Origin of the sequence: Kocuria sp. TGY1127_2 (assembly GCF_013394385.1) — a bacterium.
Taxonomy (GTDB): Bacteria; Actinomycetota; Actinomycetes; order Actinomycetales; family Micrococcaceae; genus Rothia.
Genome location: NZ_AP022834.1, coordinates 2058826 through 2076205 on the forward strand (window position 1 = coordinate 2058826; position 17380 = coordinate 2076205).

Genomic DNA, 17380 nt, shown 5'->3' on the forward strand with positions numbered 1-17380 from the left:
GTCTAGCCCCTCTCTGACGCTTCGCGCAGGAACTTCACGCTCGGATCGGCGATCAATTCGGTGAATTCCAAGGTCACACCGTGGTCCTGGAGGTCGTCCAACAGGGCGAAGGCCGAAATGGAATCCATTCCCAGTTCGAAGAGGTTCGATTCGGGTTCATCAAATGCTTTGTCCAAGGACCCTGCCTCGCTCAGGTGAGGGGCCAGGACGTTCTTGAGGGTCGAGTCATCGACCATGGTTTTCTCCTTCTGTTGACGGACAATTACGGTCTGGTGGTGGCCATGTCTTTGGCCAAGGCCGTGCGCAAATGGCGACGCGAGATCTTGCCGACATTGGTCATCGGAAGGCTCGCGCGGATTTCCACACGCTCGGGAATCTTGAATTCCGCCACGCCCTGCTCTCGGAAATACGTTCGGAAATAGGATCTGGGGTCCGACCCGAAGTTCGCGCCCGGTTGCGGCATCACCACGAGTCCGACCCGCTCCCCCACGTCTTCATCCGCGATACCGACCACGACGGCATCGGCCACTCCGTCGGCTGTCAGGGCGATATCCTCGATCTCGTCGACCGCGATCTTCTCACCGGCCCTGTTGATCTGGTCCTTGGCTCTTCCGGTGACTTCGAGGTGCCCGTCCGGATGACGCCGGACGATGTCGCCGGTGCGGTAGTAGCCTTCCTCCGTGAAGCTGAAGAGATTCGCCTTCTCTTCCAAGTAGTATCCGCGGATCGTGTAGGGGCCACGGGTCAGCAAATGTCCCGCTTCGCCCGATGCGACGGGTTGATCGTCGTCGTCGAGTATGACGATCTCGTCCTCCGGGCTGATAGGACGTCCCTGGGTTGTGAGGACAACCTCTTCCGGGTCGGAATCACGAGTGTAATTGACCAGACCTTCCGCCATTCCGAAGACCTGTTGGAGCCTCGCACCCAGAATGGGGACGACCTTTTCGGCGACGCTCGGTGCCAGCTTGGCGCCGCCGACCTGAATCAATTCGAGGCTGCCGAGATCGGGGGTCCTGCGCTGGGCCGAAGCAATCCACGCTTGCAGGAGAGGAGGGACGAGCGAAGCCATCGTGACACGCTCACGCTCGATCAAGCCGAAGGAGGTCTGCGGGCTGGGATCCGCCGCAAAGACGAGACTTCCGCCCGCATGCAGTACACCGAGGATGCCCGGGGAACTCATGGTGAAGTTGTGCGCCGCGGGAAGTGCCACGAGCATCACGGTTTCCTGGTCGACTCCGCAGATCCTGTCCGATTCCCGAACCGAGTACAGGTAGTCCGCATGGGTTCTCGGGATGAGTTTGGAGATGCCCGTCGTGCCGCCCGAAAGTTGCAGGAATGCGACATTTTCGCTCAGACGCTCCGAGCCCCGGTTCCGAACCGGTGCAGGCAAATCGGCCAACGGTTCAGGACTCTGCCTGACCACGACGACGTCGGCATCGACCTCGCCCGTGTACCCACCGACCTCGACGAGGACGGGTGGCACGAGCCCTTCCGCGCGCAGGTCTCCCGCGTACCGGCGGTACAAGTCGAGGTAGTCGAAGTCTTCGGCGCCCTGACACACCACGTGGGCGGCGGCGTCGGTCTTCCGGGCGAACTGGCACAGATCCATCGCACGATGCTTGGGCAAGGTGAAAACGGGTACGACTCCCAGGAGGAAACAACCGCACATATAGGCCATATACTCCGCCGTGTTCGGAAGTTGCAGCAGGACGCGGTCCCCCGGAACCGCTCCGGCGTCCGCAAGCACCCGGGCGGCGCGTCGGGCTTCTTCCTCCAGCTGGGCATAGGTCCAGGTCACGGTAGCGAGGCTGCTTGCCTCGGAGGCTCGGGCGCTATGGGCAATCACCGCGGTCCGTTCCGAGAATTCACGGCACCGGGCCAGGATGAATTCCTGGAGAGTTTCATCGATCCAGTAGCCCGCCTCGCGGTACTTTTGGGCGAATTCCTCCGGGATGCCGGGGAAGTCGGCCAGTGGGCTTCGACCGGGGCCCATTGTGGACGTCATCTACGTACTTCTTTCATGTTGAAGGGACTGGATTCGGTGAATCGCCCGTGCGCTCACCGTGCGGAATCAACGGTGTGCCGGGATGAGAACCGGAGCACCCGTCTGCGGGTGTTCCATCAGGTAGACCTTCTGGCCGTAGACCTCCTCGACGCGTTCGGGGGTCAGCACATCGGGAGGAGAACCGTCGGCAACCAGTCGGCTCCGGGAGAACATGAGAACCCGGTCCGCATACCTGGCGGCCTGGTTGAGGTCGTGCAGAACCACGACCAGGGCGGTGCCCCGGTCCGCGAGGTCCCTGGCGGACCGGAGAAGAGACTCCTGATTTTGGAGGTCCATCGCGGCGGTCGGCTCGTCCAGGAGCATGATCGGGGTGGTTTGGGCGACGGTTCGGGCATACGCTACTCGCGCTGACTCGCCCCCGGAAAGTGTCGTGACGTCGCGACGGCGCAGACGGACCAGATCCGAGCCGAGCAACGCATCCTCGACGATCTGGTGGTCACGCTGAGCGTCGACGTCGTGCGGCAGACGCCCCATTGTCACGGCTTCTTCCACACTGAAACCGAAGTGCGTGGTCTGCTGCTGAAGCATCACGGAACGCCGGCGGGCAAGCTCCAATGCGTGCCATTGGCTGGGGGTGCGGCCGCAGAGAAGGATCTCTCCGCGGCTGGGTTCGAAGTCTCCCGCGAGCAGACCCAACATCGTCGATTTGCCGGCGCCGTTGGGTCCCACGAGCGCCGTGAGCGTCCCAGGTCGGAGGCTGAAAGTGACGTCGTCAATCAGCGTTTTGCCGCCGATCGTGTAACCGGCGGAGGTCACGTCGATGACCCCGAGTTCAATGTCGCCCTCCGTGGCCAAGGTATTCGCCACGGGCTCCGAATCTGCTTCGGGCGCTCGGTTGATTTTCCTCCGTGATGAGCGGTCCTTGCGGATCATGAAATCCTCCTTTTCTCTCGAAGGATCAGGAACAGGAAGAAGGGCGCGCCGACCGCGGCCGTGAACAAACCAATGGGTATTTCGGTCGGCGGGTTCAGGGTGCGCGAGGCGGCATCGGCGGCCACGACCAAAACCGCTCCGGCGATTGCCGAGGCCGGCAGCAGCGCCTTGTGTCCAGGGCCGACGATGAAGCGCATGATGTGAGGGACAACGAGCCCGACGAAACCGATGGACCCAGCGAATGCAACGGCGGCCGCGGTCAACAGTGCCGTGGTCACGATCACCACGAATCGACTGACCTTGACGTTGAGGCCCAAGTGTTGAGCCTGACGCTCGCCAAGGGTCAGTACATCGAGAGTCTTGGACAAACGAAGGACCAAAAGCATGCCAACAAGAAAAATCGGCAGAACGGCAGCCAGCTGCGCCCAATTGGCCCGTCCCAACGAACCCATCTGCCAAAAGACCAGGGTCTGAAGCTGCGAGTCATCGGCAATGTAGGTGAAGAATCCGACCAGGGCCTGGCAGGCTGAACCAACCGCGATTCCGACGAGGAGCATCCTCGCCGTACCTGTGGTCCTGCCGGGTCTGGCCAAGAGATAGATCAGCCCAGTGACGGCCAGGCCGGCTGCGAATGCGCCTAGAGGAACAACCCACGCGGTTGCGAACCCACCGGCCAGAACGATCGCGCCGACCGCGCCGACGGACGCCCCGCTGGTGACCCCGACGATACCGGGGTCGGCCAGAGGATTGTTGAAGAGGCTCTGAAGGCATGCACCCGAGATCGCCAGAGCGGCCCCGACCATCACCCCAAGGAGAATGCGGGGGACCCGCAACTGCCAGACCACAGAAACGTCCCGCTGGTTCAGCGAATCGTCGCCACCGAAAAGTGGAGCCGAGAGGATGTGCCACACATCGACGAGCATGACCCGTACAGGCCCGATCGAGACCGAGAGGACCATGAGGGCGAGCAGGATCACGACCCCAAGGGCCAACGTCGCGGAGAGGGGAAGACGATGGATCTCCTCGCCGTGCGAATTTCTGCGTGTTGTCGGCATTCAGTCTCAGAACTCCGAAATCGCCTTGGCGAGAGCTTCCGCCCCGGCGCCCAGTTCGGGGCTCGAGTAGCGAACCTGGGCGTCCGGCATAACCACGATTCGGCCTTCCTTACCGGCCTTAGTCTCCTTGAGGGTCGGGAACGCTTCCCACAATCCGTCTTCTCCTCCCCAAGCCTCGTAGTCCGACTCGGCCAGTACGATCACGTCCGGGTCGGACGCGAGGATCCCCTCGTTGCTGAATTCGCGGGACAGGCCGCGCAGCCCGCTCTCGGCCCCCACGGACTTCATACCGAGGCTTTCGATCATCTCGGTTCCGGGTGTTCCGGTACCCGCAACCGAGTTCTGGCCACCGGCTCCGTTGGAGGTCACCTGGATCACGCTGTGGTCCTGGAGGTTGGAGTCCTTGACCTTCTTCTTGGCCTTGTCCATATCCGCGTTCAAGGAATCCACGAGTTGCACGCCGGCATCGTGAGCCCCCACGTAGTCGGCCACTGCCTGGAGTTTGTCTGCCTGGGTGGTTTGGTCGTCCACCACGACGGCGTCGGTTCCTGCGTCACGGAACTGCTGTGCAACCTCACCGTGCCGTTTGGTGTTGTCCCCAATGAACAACGTTCCGTCCAGGGCCAGAAGTCCTTCGGTTCCGGTCTGCTTGCTGAACTCGAAGTGCTCCGGGGCATCCTTGCCGGCGGGCGAGGTGCTGTTGCTCGGGGCGGCGTAAATCTTGTCCTGGAGGCCGAGGGCCGCCAAAGTCGACGAAATGCCGTCCCCTGCCGAGATGATCTTGGACGCGTCCTTGACCGTGACCTCGGTTCCGGTTCCGTCCTTGACCGTGGTGGGCAGCTGGGGATCAGCCTTGATGTCCTCGAAGTTGGTGGTGCCGACCGCGTGCTTCCAACCGGCGGGCAGCTTGAGATCCTGTCCGTTGCCGGACGATGAGGACTCCGAGCTCGAGCTGGCCTGATCCCCTTCGGAGGCGGTGCTGGCTGCGTCCCCGCAACCGGCCAAGACCAGCGCTCCGATGCTCAGCGCAGCGAACGCTCCCGTGGCGCGCAGGCCGGCCCTGGCACGGCGGGAACGTGTTCTGCCGTTGCTTCCGTCCGCGGGAGGATACGGGCGTTCGTTCTCCTCGACAGCGACGGTCTTCGATTCGTTGAGTTTCTCATGATGCGGTAACATGTTTCCTCTTTTCTTCGGGCCGACAAGGCCCTTCCTTAGGGGTGGTTCTTCAGCCACGGTCGGAAGCAGCAGGTACGGGGGCGGCGGAAGCGTTGAGCTGGCTGTATCTGCCGCCCAGCGTGATCAGCTCGTCATGGGTCCCGAACTCGATGATCCTTCCGTTCTCCATGACGGCGACTCGGTCGCACCGAGCGGCCGTTGCGAGTCTGTGTGCGACGATCACGGAGGTCGCGTCCGTGGCTTCTAGCGCATCCATGACGGCCGATTGCGATGCGGCGTCGAGGTGCGCCGTAGCCTCGTCCAGGAGCAGCAGATCCGTTCCGGCGAGCTCGGCACGGGCGAGCGCAATGAGCTGGCGATGACCCTGGGCAAGATTCGCCCCGCCGTCGTCGACGCGGTACTGGAAACCTCTGGGCAGACGAGCAATCGCGAGGATCGCCCCGCTGCGTCGCGCGGCTTCTTCGACCTCGGCATTCGTCGCGCCGGGCCTCGCATACCGGATGTTCTCGGCGATCGTGGTGTCGAAAAGGTGTGGTGCCTGGTTGACCACACCGACGCGCCGCCGGTAGGTCTGCCGATTCAGGCCACCGCGTTCGCTGCCACCGACCAGCACTCGCCCCTGGTCGGCTTGGTAGAGCCACGCCATGACCTTGACCAAGGTCGTCTTCCCGGCACCGGTGCTCCCGACCACGGCAAGGCTCGATCCTCTCGCGAGTTCGAGGTCGATATCCTTCAGGGCCGGTTGGGAGGCACCATCGTGGGTGTAGCCGACCCCGCTCAAGCGGATATCGCCCGAGAGTCGAGCCGGATTCTGCGAATGCGGCTCGTCCGAATCCACGAGATCGCTTTCCTCTTGCGGGGTGGACAACAGTTCGTCGGTCCGCTTCTGGCCGATTCGCGCCTGCTGGTACGAATCGAAAATATTTGCCAGCTGCTGAATCGGCGCATAGAACTGTCCCAGGAACAACAAGAACGCGGCCATGATGCCAGGGGTCAGGCTGCCATCGGAGACGAAGTGCGCGCCGGCGACAAGGACCAATGCGTTGGATACTTGGGAGCAGAACACGACGAAAGGGAAGTAGAGGGCGATGTAGCGTTGCGCCTTCTCGCGGGATTTCCGGTATGTGTCGGAGACCTTCTGGAAGAACCCGGCCGCCACGGACTGTTTTCCGTGCGATTGGACCACGCGCAGACCGGAGATATTCTCCTGCAGAGAGCTGTTGACCTTTCCGATGTCCTCTCTCGCCTGGTCGTAGGCCTTAGTAGACAGTTTGCGGAATATCAGGGTCGCTATGAGAACCAGCGGCATCGGGGACAACGCAATGACGGCGAGCAACGGGTTGAAGATCAGCATGGCGATTCCGATCCCGCACATCGAGATCAGAGACATCGTCCCGTTGACCAAGCCCGTCTGCAGGAAACGCGAGAGCGAATCGACGTCGACGGTCAGCCGGGTCATGACCTGTCCGCCCTGTTCCTTCTCGAAGTATGGAAGTCCGAATCCGAGGACGTGGCGAAAGCTCCGCACGCGAACGCCGTATTGAACGGATTCCGAGCCCTTGGAGCTGAACAGCGATTGCCCGATGTAAAAGAACCAGTCCCCGGCGATCATTGCCCACGCGAGTACCGCGTAGAGGAGCAACGTTGAGTGGTCCCTCGGCGCGATCCCGAGGTCGATGCCTCGTTGAATCATGAGAGGCACCAGCACGTTGACCAGCGCGCTCAGGGCAATCAGGATCAGGGCCGCGCCGAAGAGGCCCTTGACGGGCTTCAACATCTGGACGACGCGCGTGATTTTCGAATCGGCGGCCATGTTCATCACGGATTCGGGAAGGGTCGTGAGCCAAGAGCCGGGTTTCGCCGAGTCGCCTTCCGGCATATCGGTTGCCAGGTCATCCTCGGTACCGTCCGGGTCCTCGGCCGCGGGCCAAAGACTCGCGTCTGCCGATACTCGGTCGATGGCCTCGTGTCCACCGGCCATGAGCTCGCCGAATTGCGGGCAGTCCCGAAGGAGCTGTTCACGGGTACCCACACCCACGGTCCGGCCACGGTCCAGGACGACAATCCTGTCCGCGAGGTCGAGGGTACTGCGGCGTCGGGCGATCAAGAGCGTGCAACGCCGGGCTGAAGAATCTCCCTGACGGTCGGCGCTCGCGTAGTGCCGCAAGGTTTCGTTGATGCCGCTCTCCGTGGTCGCGTCCACGGAACTCGTGGCGTCGTCGACGATGAGCACCTTGGGCTGGGTCAGCAGGGCTCGGGCCAGGGCAATACGTTGCCGCTGCCCGCCTGAGAGATTCTGACCGCCTTCGGCCAATTCGGTCTCGTACCCGCGGTCCAGACGCGCGATGAATTCATCGGCACCGGCCGCTCGGGCCGCGGTCCGGATGTCCTCGTCCGAACAGGCATGAGTCCCGTAGGCGATGTTGTCTCGCACCGTGGCGCGGAAAAGAAACGGATCCTCGAAAACCACACCGACGTCCCGCCGAAGCTCCTCGAGCTTCAGTTCCCGGACATCGCGGGGGCGCTCGTCCTCGGGAACGTCCGAGGCATCCGCCGGGTTGCCGATGAGCACGGAGCCACCGCTGACGTCGTAGAAGCGCGGTGCCAGAAGCGCAAGGGTTGATTTTCCGGAGCCGGAGGCCCCGACGACCGCGACGGTCTCCCCCGGCTTGACGGTCAGGTTCACGTCGCGAAGAACGAGTTCGTCCGAAGTGTATCCGAAGGAAACGTTGCGCATCTCCAACCCGGTGCTCCGGGGCGGGGTTGCCTCGCCATCCCGCATCTCGGGCTTGGCGTCTGTCAGCTCGAAGATTCTTTCCGCACACGTGCGGGTCCGCTGCGCGATCACCAGGAAAGAGGCCATGACGCGGGTCGGACCGGTCAGCATGCTCAGATACGTGGAGAACGCAACAAAGGTTCCGAGGTCAAGGCGTCCCGTGGTGACCTGCCATCCGCCGACCAGGAGCAGTGCAGCCTGCCCCGCGGGAGGAAGGGCGAGCATCGTCGCGCTGGGTGCCGCCTGGGCCCGCATGGTCTGCATTCGGCGGGAGAACAGGCAATGGCTTGCCTTCTCGACCCACTTCACGTGGCGGGTCTCCTGGACGAATGACTTGACCACCGATATCCCGGACAGGGCCGAGCGAATGTTCTCGGTGATCTGGCCGACGTCGTGCTGCGCTCTGGCCGACGTCTCGAAAACCCGCTTTCGTGTTCGCCAAGCAGTCATGCCCAGCAAAAACACGACGGACACGGCGATGAGGGTCAGACTCGGTGACAGCCAGAGCATGACCCCGATTCCGAAGACGTAGTAGGAGATGACAGAGACGGGGACCGGGCACATCTGCAGCATGGACTGGACCTGTTGCAGATCGTTGTTGGTACGCGAGACGACCTGTCCGGTCCGCAACGAATCCTGAGCCGGACCGTCGAGCCTCTGAATCGAGTCGAAGACCCTGCTTCTGAGGCGGTGCTGCACGCGAAGGGAGAGCTTGCCCGCCGCGAAGCGACGCAGGTAGTCACCCAGGAAGTCGAATGCGGCGATCGCCACGAGTCCGGCCCCGAGCCACCACAGTTTGGAGACGTCCCCGTCCATGGCCCCGTTAATGCCTTCTCTCGTCAGCAGAGGACCGGCGACGACGGCCGCGATCGTTGCGACGGACACGATAAGAATCAGGACAACGAGGCGAGGAAATTCGCAGCAGACACGAATCAGCCGACGGAGGCAACCCTCCTTTCGGAGAGTCGCGGCTCCGGTGTGAACGGTCGAAGAGATGATCTACACCCCCACCAAGACGCCAGCCAACCGGTCGGCGATCTCGGCCGGTCCCGGCATGGCCTGGATCTCCGAGCGAACCTGACCGGCTTGTTCCTTGTACGCGGGCCCGTCAACCACGGCGCGAATCGTATCCGCGGTGAGTCCTTCTTCGTCAGGCACAATCCCGCAGCCGCGGTCCTGAACGATTTTGGCGTTCATGGGTCGGTCGGCTCCCTCGCCGAAGACGATCTGAGGAACTCCCGCGGCCAAAGCGGTAAAAGTGTTTCCGGCTCCGCCGTGATGGATGAAAACATCGGAGTTGTTGACCAAGCCGCCCATGGGGATCCAGTCGGTCAGGACCACGTTGTCGGGGAGTTCGTCGACGAGTTCTTCGCGTGCATTGTCCTTGAGCTGAAGAACCACTTGGGCATCGATCTCGTCAGCCCGGTGCATGACCCACTGAATCAGATCGAGGCCATCCACCATGGGCTTGAGGGTTCCCAGACTCACGAGGACGCGAGGTTTGCTGGGACGAAGCCACCAATCCTGGAAGACAGCTCCGCCGTTGTACGGAACGTATCGCATGGGCAGGGTTCTCTCCGTCGGGTGCTCGAGAACGCTCATGCTGGGTGGTGCGACGTCAAGCCAGGCCACGTCCTCACACGGTTCACCGACGCCGTGCTCCTTGAATTTCTCCCTCAATGAGCTGGTGACCGTGTCCACATGCTTCTGCTGGTGCGCAAATCCCACGGTCTGCAGGACAGTCGGTATTCCGAATCGGGCACCCAGCAGTCGGCCGACCACTCCCAGCGGCGGGTAGACGATCAGGTCGGGGCGCCACTGACCCGTGAACTCGACCAGTCGGTCCGTCATTTCGTAGCTGAAGAACGAGAAATCTCCCGGCTTCGTTCCCAGATTCTGACGTTTCCGCTCTGCTTCCCGACGTCGGTATTCGGCGTCCGGGTCGAGGGCCGGAGCGGCGTCGAAGGACACGAGGCCGGCTTGGGCAACATGCTGTGCCATTTCACCGGCGGTTCCCACGACCACCTCGTGTCCAGCTGTCCTGAACCCCTGAGCCAGGGAAATCACGGGGTACAACAGCCCGTAAAGGGGCGGACCGATCACGAGGACTCTCATCAATATCCTTAGAATTCAGGGAGCTAAGCTTTACTGCATACGACGTTTGTTGAGCCTAACCATATCTGTGAGTTGATGTCCATCAGGTCAAACAACATTTCAATCTGAGGCGCGATGCTCGTCCCGCTTCCCCTCTCGCGCTTGCACACCGAGATTCAATATGAAATAAGTTAGATTTCTATAGCTTATTTGCGGTAGATCCTTAGGGATGCCGCAAACGACTGACAACCTTTGAGGATGCGCCCGAACGATGAACTGCCAGAATCGCCCTTCGACGATCACAGGCTTCTTGGACGAAGACGCTGTGATCCGATCCTGGGCACATGCCGACACCGGTGAACTTCGCCAATGGTGGGAGCAGGTGGCTCGGTCGGGCACTCCGATCAATGACCCCGATTCGAGCAGGGTTACTTTTCTCTGGCGGGGCACTCACGTCCAGGACGATCCACAGGGCACCGAATCCGTTCACCTCGCCATGAACAGGGTCACGGACAAGGACAACTACGACCACGGTCTGATGCGACACGTTCCCGGAACCGATATCTGGGTCAGGACTCTGGAACTTGAGCCGAATTTGCGGGTCAGCTACGGCTTCAAACCCATGAAACCCGAGGAGACCCCGCACCCGGGCCCGCCCCGATTCAACCGATATGACACGCTTCGGGACATCTTCAACGCCTCGGATCCCCTCGTGGATCGCGGCGCCCACGGACTTTCCCTGTATTCGGGGCCACTCTCCCCCGCCCAACAGGAATGGGACAGACACACGTCCCGGATCGTGGAAGGCCGGATATTCAGGAGCACGAGGACACTGCCCTGCGACGTCGCCGAGGAAACGGCCCGTGACCACTGGCTTTATGTGCCCTCCCCGGAAGCGCCGGGCGCCGACGGTTCTCCCGTGCCCTTGGTCACGATCTTCGACGCCGAGATCTGGTTCGGCAATCTCTCGCTCCACCACGCGATCGAAGCCGCGGTCGAGGCCGGGCGGATACCTCCGCTGGCCGTACTAGGTATCTCCAATACCGACACGCCCGATCGGATTGCCCATCTAGGGGCGAACTCTGATTTCCTTCGCGCAGTGGCGGACCATGCCATTCCTTGGGCCGAAGAGCGCGCACAATCCGCCGGAGTGGAACTGTCCGGTCGAGAAGACCGCGTGATCGTCGGCCAGAGTCTCGGCGGTCTTTCCGCGCTCGTCGCCGCCCTCGAACTGCCCGACGTCTTCGGTCATGCCCTCGCCCATTCGCCCTCCCTGTGGTGGACCCCCGACGGAGCCTCGAAACCCCGAGATCTCGGAGCCCGCGAAGGAATGGACTGGATCACCGAAAGGTTCCATCAATCCGCTGCAGGCGACGTCCGAGTCAGCATGGCCGTCGGCGAGCGCGAGGGACTGACCCTTCCCCATGGCCGAATACTCCACCAGGTCATGCTCGACGCGGGTTGGGCAACAACGTTCGATACGTACGCCGGTGGGCACGATTTCGCCTGGTGGCGTGGGGCCGTCCTCGACGGTCTCAACAACACATTCATGTCTTTGCTTTCTCGGTGAGAAAGCAATTCCCATCATCTCAACCCCACCTGTGAGGAGCCCCCTTGCCACTACCCAGAATCCTGCCCTATCACCTCGATTCCCCCACGCCATGGCCGAACCGAACCGATTGGCGGCTTGACCCCCAACGGGCCTTGCTCCTGATCCACGACATGCAGAACCATTTCATCGACGCATTCGATCGCTCGCCGGGTTCGCAGATCGACGCCGCGGTAGACAACACTGCGGCTCTCCGGCAAGCTTTTCACCGCGCCGAGGCCCCGGTGGTGTACACCGCTCAGCCTCCGGCTCAGGACCCGGCCGACCGTCAGTTATTGACGGACTTTTGGGGGCCGGGACTGACGGATGAGGAAGCGGCCCGAATCATCGACGAGCTCGATCCCCATGCGGAAGACACTGTTCTGACGAAGTGGCGATACAGCGCGTTCTACCGCAGCGACCTCGAACACCGGATGCGCAATCACGGGAAGGACCAGCTGGTCATCACCGGGGTCTATTCCCACATCGGGTGCCTGGCTACCGCGTTGGAAGCATATATGAGGGGGATCCAGGTCTTCTTCGTTGCCGATGCTCAGGCGGATTTCGACCGTGAGCACCATCAGATGGCCCTCGATTACGTCGCCGGCCGCTGCGGTCAGGTGTGCGCGGCCTCGGCCGTGATCGAAGAGTTCGGTGCTGCTTTGCGTCCAATCGAGGAGATGGCCTGGTGAAAGAACTTCCTCACGCAATTGTCGTGACGGGCGGCTCGGGAGGCATCGGACGCCAGATTGTCAGTCTGTTGAGGCGCCGCTCCGCCGATCACCGTGATGCCGTGGTCATTTCGACGGACCGTACCGGCGCGGCCTCTGAAGGTGCCGACAAGCCGAAGCATTCTGGGGTCGAGTACATCGACCTCGATGTCACAGACGCGGGCGCGGTCACGGAAGTTTTCGACGAATTGTCCTCACGATACCGCCTTCGATCAGTGATCAACGCTGCCGGAATCATCGCGACCGGACCGGCGTTGGAAGCCCCCGAATCGGAAGTTCGCCACATGATCGAGGTCAATTCGCTCGGTGTCGTCAACGTCAGTTCCGCCGCTGCACGCACCATGATCCGCCAAGGTGATCATGAGCCGGGTCAACGCCCCGAAAAATCCATCGTGACGGTCGCGTCCAACGCGGGCACCGGGCCGCGTGCTGACTTCGCCGCTTATGGTGCCAGCAAGGCCTTCGCCTCCCACTACACCCGTAGCCTCGGATTGGAGGTCGGTTCGGCCGGAATCCGCTGCGTCGTCGTGAACCCGGGAACGACGCGGACTCCCATGGTGGAATCCCTGTGGCAAGGTGCCGCCCGTACGGAACAGACCGTCGCGGGCGATTCCCGGTTGTATCGGACAGGCATTCCGTTGGGGCGCATCGCCGAGCCGGCGGATATCGCTGAGGTCGTCGAGTTCTTGGTTTCGGCTAGGGCAGTTCACATCACGGCGGCGGAACTGACCGTAGATGGAGGAGCCACCCAACGATGAACCCCTCTACACTGACGGCGCATCCGGCGACGGACCCGGACCGAGCCACGGACCCCGAACCGAATTTCACGTTCTCTTCAGGCCGATGGACACTGGAGGCATCGGGCGGTGAGATTCTGCGTCCGGTGTTCGCCCACGAATCGGGTGCGGCCGGCGACCTGATGAATCGGTTGCGCGACCGGGAGCAGGCCACGAGCCGGACCCAGGTGCTCTACGGCATCATTCCCTTCGACACTTCCGAGCCGGCCGAGTTGCGGATAACTGGCGAAGCAGCGTGGATTCCGCAGAAGGTGTCGAGACGTACAGCTTCGGCTCCGACAACACGGCACACCACACCGGATTCTCCGCATTACCGGAGAATCGTCTCGGAGGCCCTCGATCGGATCGAGCTCGGTGAGATGAAAAAGATCGTGCTGTCCCGTTCTATGACCTTGCCCCTTCCGGGAGAAGACCGGGATACTACCGAGCAACGGATCCTGGAGCGGCTCTCCTCGGCTGGAGGCAGGGCCGATATCTTTCGGATCCGGTTGAGCGACGGGGTCACATGGCTCGGTGCCAGTCCGGAAATCATCGCGGATCTCAACGACTCCAGGTTCGTGACCCATCCCTTGGCAGGTTCCCTCGGCCGTTCTCCGGGCGGGCCCGAGGCCGACGAGGCCGCTCGACTTCTCGGCTCCTCGCCCAAGGACATGCACGAACACGGCTTCGTGACCCGACATATCCGCGATGCTCTCTGCCCGCTCGCGCGTGAACTCCGCGTGCCCGCCGAACCGGAGCTCTTCGGGACGGACTCCATGTGGCATTTGGGGACCCGGATCACCGGTCTTCTGAAGCCCGGTGTTTCGGCGCTGGAGGCGGCCCTGGCCGTCCACCCGACCCCGGCCGTGGGCGGAACACCGGCAGCACAGGCCGTCGCGGCGATTCGTCAGCTCGAAGGCCAATCGAGGCGTTACTATTCCGGCTTGGTGGGATGGACCGATTCCGCCGGAAACGGTCGGTGGTCCCTCGTCCTTCGGTGTGCGAGCATTCAGGAGCGGAACATTACGCTCTACGCGGGAGCCGGTATCGTCCAGGGATCCACGCCCGAAAGCGAACACGCCGAGACGGCCTCCAAGTTCGGGACAGTGCTGCGCACGCTGGAGGGGCTGGCCTGAGCGGGCTGGTTCACCGGATAGAACGGCCCGGCGGCTTCCGAAGCCGTCGGGCCGTTCTGCGGTCTACCCCGTGTGCGAGCCGACGGTGAGTTCTCGGAGAACAGGCTCGAGGACATGGACCCACGCCTGATACCCGGGCCCGTTGAGGTGGAGTTCGTCCTCACTCAGTTCCGGACGCAAGGCCCCCTCCGGGGTGGCCAGTGCCGGCCACAGGTCGAGGTACCGAATATTCTCCGGGTACGAGGCAACGATCTCCCGGATTCTCTCATTGGCCCAGAGAACCTCGCCGCGGTAGGAAAGAGCCCGGGGCATGATCGACTGGACCACCACGGACGTCCCCGGAGCGCAATAATCGATGTGGTCCAGAATCCCGGCGAGGTTGTTCAGAATTCCTTCGGTCGGTTTCCCCTGGCCGATGTCGTTGGTGCCCATCAGGAGCATGACCGCCGACGGGCTGTTGATGACGCCGTACACCCGTTCGAGTATGTCCCCGCTGGTCTCTCCTCCGACTCCGCGATTGACGACGGGGATGTCCGGGAACCATTCCTGCCACTGCCCGTGTTCGGTGATGCTGTCGCCGAGAAAAACCACGCGACCCGCGGGCAAGGGCAACGTGTCCAGCTGGGACCGCCGGCTGATCTGCTGAGGTTTGTATCGCCGCGCTGACAGTCTGCTTCTGACGCGCCTTCGCAAAGCGGTCGTCGCACCGATCCTGTCCGCTGTGTCCGACGCTCCTTGTGAGGAATTCACAATATCCTTCAGCCCTCTCGCCATGTTGTGTCCTGCCACTTTGTCGTTCAGCCCGAGATTCTTCCGGTCACAGGCTCTTATCCAGAAACGTAGTACACATCATCGCCATGGTGCGGCAGCCACGGCCCGATAACGCGTTCTACGCCCGGGCCGTGACGGACACAAGATCAGAGCATTCTCTTGGCGCCTGAGAACTCGCTCTTCGAGTCCCACTGCTTCCAGTCGGTGATCGAAACAGTGGTCGACTCGTTGGGGGCGTGGATCATTTTCCCATCGCCCATGTACATGCCGACGTGGTGGACGGCACCCGTGCCTCCCGGTTGGGCGAAGAACAGCAGGTCGCCGGGCTGCAGGTCGCTTTCCGCGACGTCCTGGCCGAATTCGGCCTGTGCGTCCGCATCGCGCGGGATATCGATCCCGTGGGCTCGGTACATGCTGTAGGTGAAGCCCGAGCAGTCGTATCCGTAGGCTGATACACCGGCCCACAGGTAACGCAGGCCCAAGAACTGTTTGCCGGTTTCGACGACGTCGCTGCCGGTCGGACGGGAGGGTCCCTCACCCGGGGAATAGAGCGCGACCTCGTCCGGCTGGACCCAGCCCGTCCCACCGTCGGGCAAGCTCACTTGCACTCCGGATTCGGTCCGCTGAACCACGGGAAGCTCGGTGTTGAAGCTCAGCTCCAGATTCTCATCCGCGTTCCCCGAGTCATTGGTCAGCGTGGCCTTCTGCGATGTGACGACCGCTCGTTGACCGGCGTCCTTCTGGTGGTCGAAGGTGTTGTTCTCGATCAATTGCCGAGTCGGGACCCAACCCGGGTACCCCTGCTCATTCTTCGGGGTCGACTGGTCGTGTACCACGACCTTGGACCAGTCGCCCTGAATCTCGGTTACCGAAACCTCGGAGCCGTAGACTGCCTGGGTTTCCGTGTTGCCGGTCAACCAGCCCCGGGTTTCGGTATCCTCCATATTCTTGTTCCACTGGTCGAGATCCACCGGGTTGGTCGTGGACGGTTTGTCGATCGGCCGGTCCTTGCCGGGCTCGCCCCATAGCGTTGCGACCGTAGTGTCTACAAATGCAGTGTCGCCGACACTGATCCCCTCCCCTGGCGTGGCCGCCTGCGGGCTTCCTCCGTCGGACTCCGCCATGGCCGGCGCTCCGGCGAGAGAACATGCCAGGCCCAAGGCTCCGGCGGCCGCGATAATTCGGTGAAATCTCATGATGCTGTTCCTTCCGTGAGTGAGGGGTCAAGGTCCATGCCGAGCCCCGGAGTCTCAGCGAGGGAAATCTTTGATCCCTCGCGCTCGTACCCTCGCGCGATGCGTGGGTCCTGGATCCATTCGGCGGAGTCCAAGTCGATCAGCTGGATGTTCGGATGAGCCAGCGCCGCGTGGGCGGCCGCGGCAATGGATACGCGAGGTTCCATCATGGCCCCCATCATGCAACCGACACCGGAGACCGCCGCCAGATCGGCGATCGACATGGCCGAGCGAATGCCTCCGCATTTTGCGAGTTTGATGTTGATCAGGTCCGCTGCCTCCCGGCGGAGCACGTTCAGGGCGTCTCGCTCGGTAGCCACCGATTCGTCGGCCATGATCGGGGTCTCAACGGCGGCCGTTACCTTCGCGAGGGCTTCCAAATTTCCTTTGGGCGTGGGCTGTTCGACGAGGTCCACTGGTATCCCCGTATCTTCAAGACGCCGAATCATGCGTATTGCTTCCTTGGTTTCCCACCCCTGGTTGGCATCCAGCCGAAACCGTGCAGCCGGGACCGCTTCGTGGACGGCCTCGAGCCTGTCCAGATCAGTCCGAGGGTCGCTGCCCAACTTGATCTTGAGGATTTCGAAACCTTCCTCGCTGGCCGCGACGGCTTCCCGTGCCATGGTCTCCGGCGACCCCAAGCTGATCGTCATGTCGGTCACGGCGTGCGCATCGCTGCGCCCGCCCAGCGCCGCGACGAGAGGCAATCCCAGGCTCGATGCCCAGGCATCGTGGAGAGCGACGTCGACCGCGGCCTTGGCGCTCATATTCCCCTCGCAACTGTTCGCAACCGCGTCCTCCGCTTCCCGCAAGGACACGTCCTTTCCGATGAGTGCCTCGAAGAGGGGCCCGTTGATCGCGGCGAGGACAGAGGCCACGGATTCTCCGGTGACTGCCCACGTTTCCGCGGCGGTGCCGAATCCGTGGGAGCCGTCATCGAGATCCATTTCGACGAGGACCCCCTGGATGGAATCGACGCGTCGGCGCGAGGTGACAAAGGGGCGCTTGAGGGGTCCGCTGTACGGCATGGCGCGGAGGTCCCGCACCCGAATTTGTCCGTTCGAAACCATATTTTTCTTTTCCTTCCCTGGTGTGGAGTGCGAC

The 17380-nt window shown here is 62.5% G+C and carries 14 protein-coding genes; 4 read left to right on the forward strand and 10 right to left on the reverse strand.

The window, feature by feature from the left end; translation table 11 throughout:
- Positions 1–2: 2 nt before the first annotated feature.
- From sake_RS09200 to sake_RS09230, 7 genes are all read right to left on the reverse strand, one after another.
- A complete protein-coding gene (locus tag sake_RS09200; RefSeq protein ID WP_129360598.1) occupies positions 3–236 on the reverse strand; it encodes a phosphopantetheine-binding protein in 234 nt (77 codons plus the stop codon).
- A gap of 26 nt (positions 237–262) precedes the next feature.
- A complete protein-coding gene (locus tag sake_RS09205; protein WP_178945869.1) occupies positions 263–2005 on the reverse strand; it encodes a (2,3-dihydroxybenzoyl)adenylate synthase in 1743 nt (580 codons plus the stop codon).
- Positions 2006–2071: 66 nt separating this feature from the next.
- Positions 2072–2938, reverse strand: a complete 867-nt coding sequence (locus tag sake_RS09210; protein WP_197964423.1) for a heme ABC transporter ATP-binding protein — start codon at positions 2936–2938, stop codon at positions 2072–2074.
- Positions 2935–3993, reverse strand: a complete 1059-nt coding sequence (locus sake_RS09215) for an iron ABC transporter permease (RefSeq protein WP_129360599.1) — start codon at positions 3991–3993, stop codon at positions 2935–2937. The genes sake_RS09210 and sake_RS09215 overlap by 4 nt, the downstream gene beginning before the upstream one ends.
- A 6-nt stretch (positions 3994–3999) precedes the next feature.
- Positions 4000–5169, reverse strand: coding sequence for a hemin ABC transporter substrate-binding protein (locus tag sake_RS09220; RefSeq protein ID WP_178945870.1), 1170 nt, complete (start codon positions 5167–5169; stop codon positions 4000–4002).
- A gap of 49 nt (positions 5170–5218) precedes the next feature.
- Positions 5219–8944 carry an ABC transporter ATP-binding protein gene (locus tag sake_RS09225; protein WP_371811984.1) on the reverse strand — a complete coding sequence of 1242 codons (3726 nt, stop codon included), beginning with the start codon at positions 8942–8944 and terminating at the stop codon, positions 5219–5221.
- The gene (locus sake_RS09230; RefSeq protein WP_129360602.1) at positions 8945–10060 is read right to left on the reverse strand and encodes a nucleotide disphospho-sugar-binding domain-containing protein; all 1116 of its coding nucleotides are present in this window, start codon (positions 10058–10060) and stop codon (positions 8945–8947) included.
- Positions 10061–10310: 250 nt separating this feature from the next.
- Here sake_RS09230 and sake_RS09235 point away from each other — a divergent pair, with 250 nt between their 5' ends.
- Genes sake_RS09235 through sake_RS09250 form a run of 4 tightly spaced genes read left to right on the forward strand, consistent with a single transcriptional unit; the run spans position 10311 to position 14270 of the window.
- Positions 10311–11609: an alpha/beta hydrolase-fold protein gene (locus sake_RS09235; protein WP_178945871.1), complete on the forward strand. Its 1299-nt coding sequence runs from the start codon at positions 10311–10313 to the stop codon at positions 11607–11609.
- Positions 11610–11653: 44 nt separating this feature from the next.
- A complete protein-coding gene (locus sake_RS09240) occupies positions 11654–12319 on the forward strand; it encodes an isochorismatase family protein (RefSeq protein ID WP_238147705.1) in 666 nt (221 codons plus the stop codon).
- A complete protein-coding gene (locus sake_RS09245; RefSeq protein WP_178945872.1) occupies positions 12316–13116 on the forward strand; it encodes an SDR family oxidoreductase in 801 nt (266 codons plus the stop codon). The genes sake_RS09240 and sake_RS09245 overlap by 4 nt, the downstream gene beginning before the upstream one ends.
- Positions 13113–14270, forward strand: a complete 1158-nt coding sequence (locus tag sake_RS09250) for an isochorismate synthase MenF (protein WP_178945873.1) — start codon at positions 13113–13115, stop codon at positions 14268–14270. Before sake_RS09245 ends, sake_RS09250 begins: the two co-directional genes overlap by 4 nt.
- A gap of 63 nt (positions 14271–14333) precedes the next feature.
- Here sake_RS09250 and sake_RS09255 read toward each other — a convergent pair whose 3' ends face one another.
- The 3 genes from sake_RS09255 to sake_RS09265 all read right to left on the reverse strand — a co-directional run bounded on the left by sake_RS09255 (position 14334) and on the right by sake_RS09265 (position 17346).
- Positions 14334–15020, reverse strand: a complete 687-nt coding sequence (locus tag sake_RS09255) for a GDSL-type esterase/lipase family protein (protein WP_178945874.1) — start codon at positions 15018–15020, stop codon at positions 14334–14336.
- 167 nt (positions 15021–15187) lie between these two features.
- Complete coding sequence (locus tag sake_RS09260) at positions 15188–16237, reverse strand: C40 family peptidase (protein ID WP_129360607.1); 1050 nt, start codon at positions 16235–16237, stop codon at positions 15188–15190.
- Positions 16234–17346: a dipeptide epimerase gene (locus sake_RS09265; protein WP_129360608.1), complete on the reverse strand. Its 1113-nt coding sequence runs from the start codon at positions 17344–17346 to the stop codon at positions 16234–16236. The genes sake_RS09260 and sake_RS09265 overlap by 4 nt, the downstream gene beginning before the upstream one ends.
- Between the last annotated feature and the right edge of the window lie 34 nt (positions 17347–17380).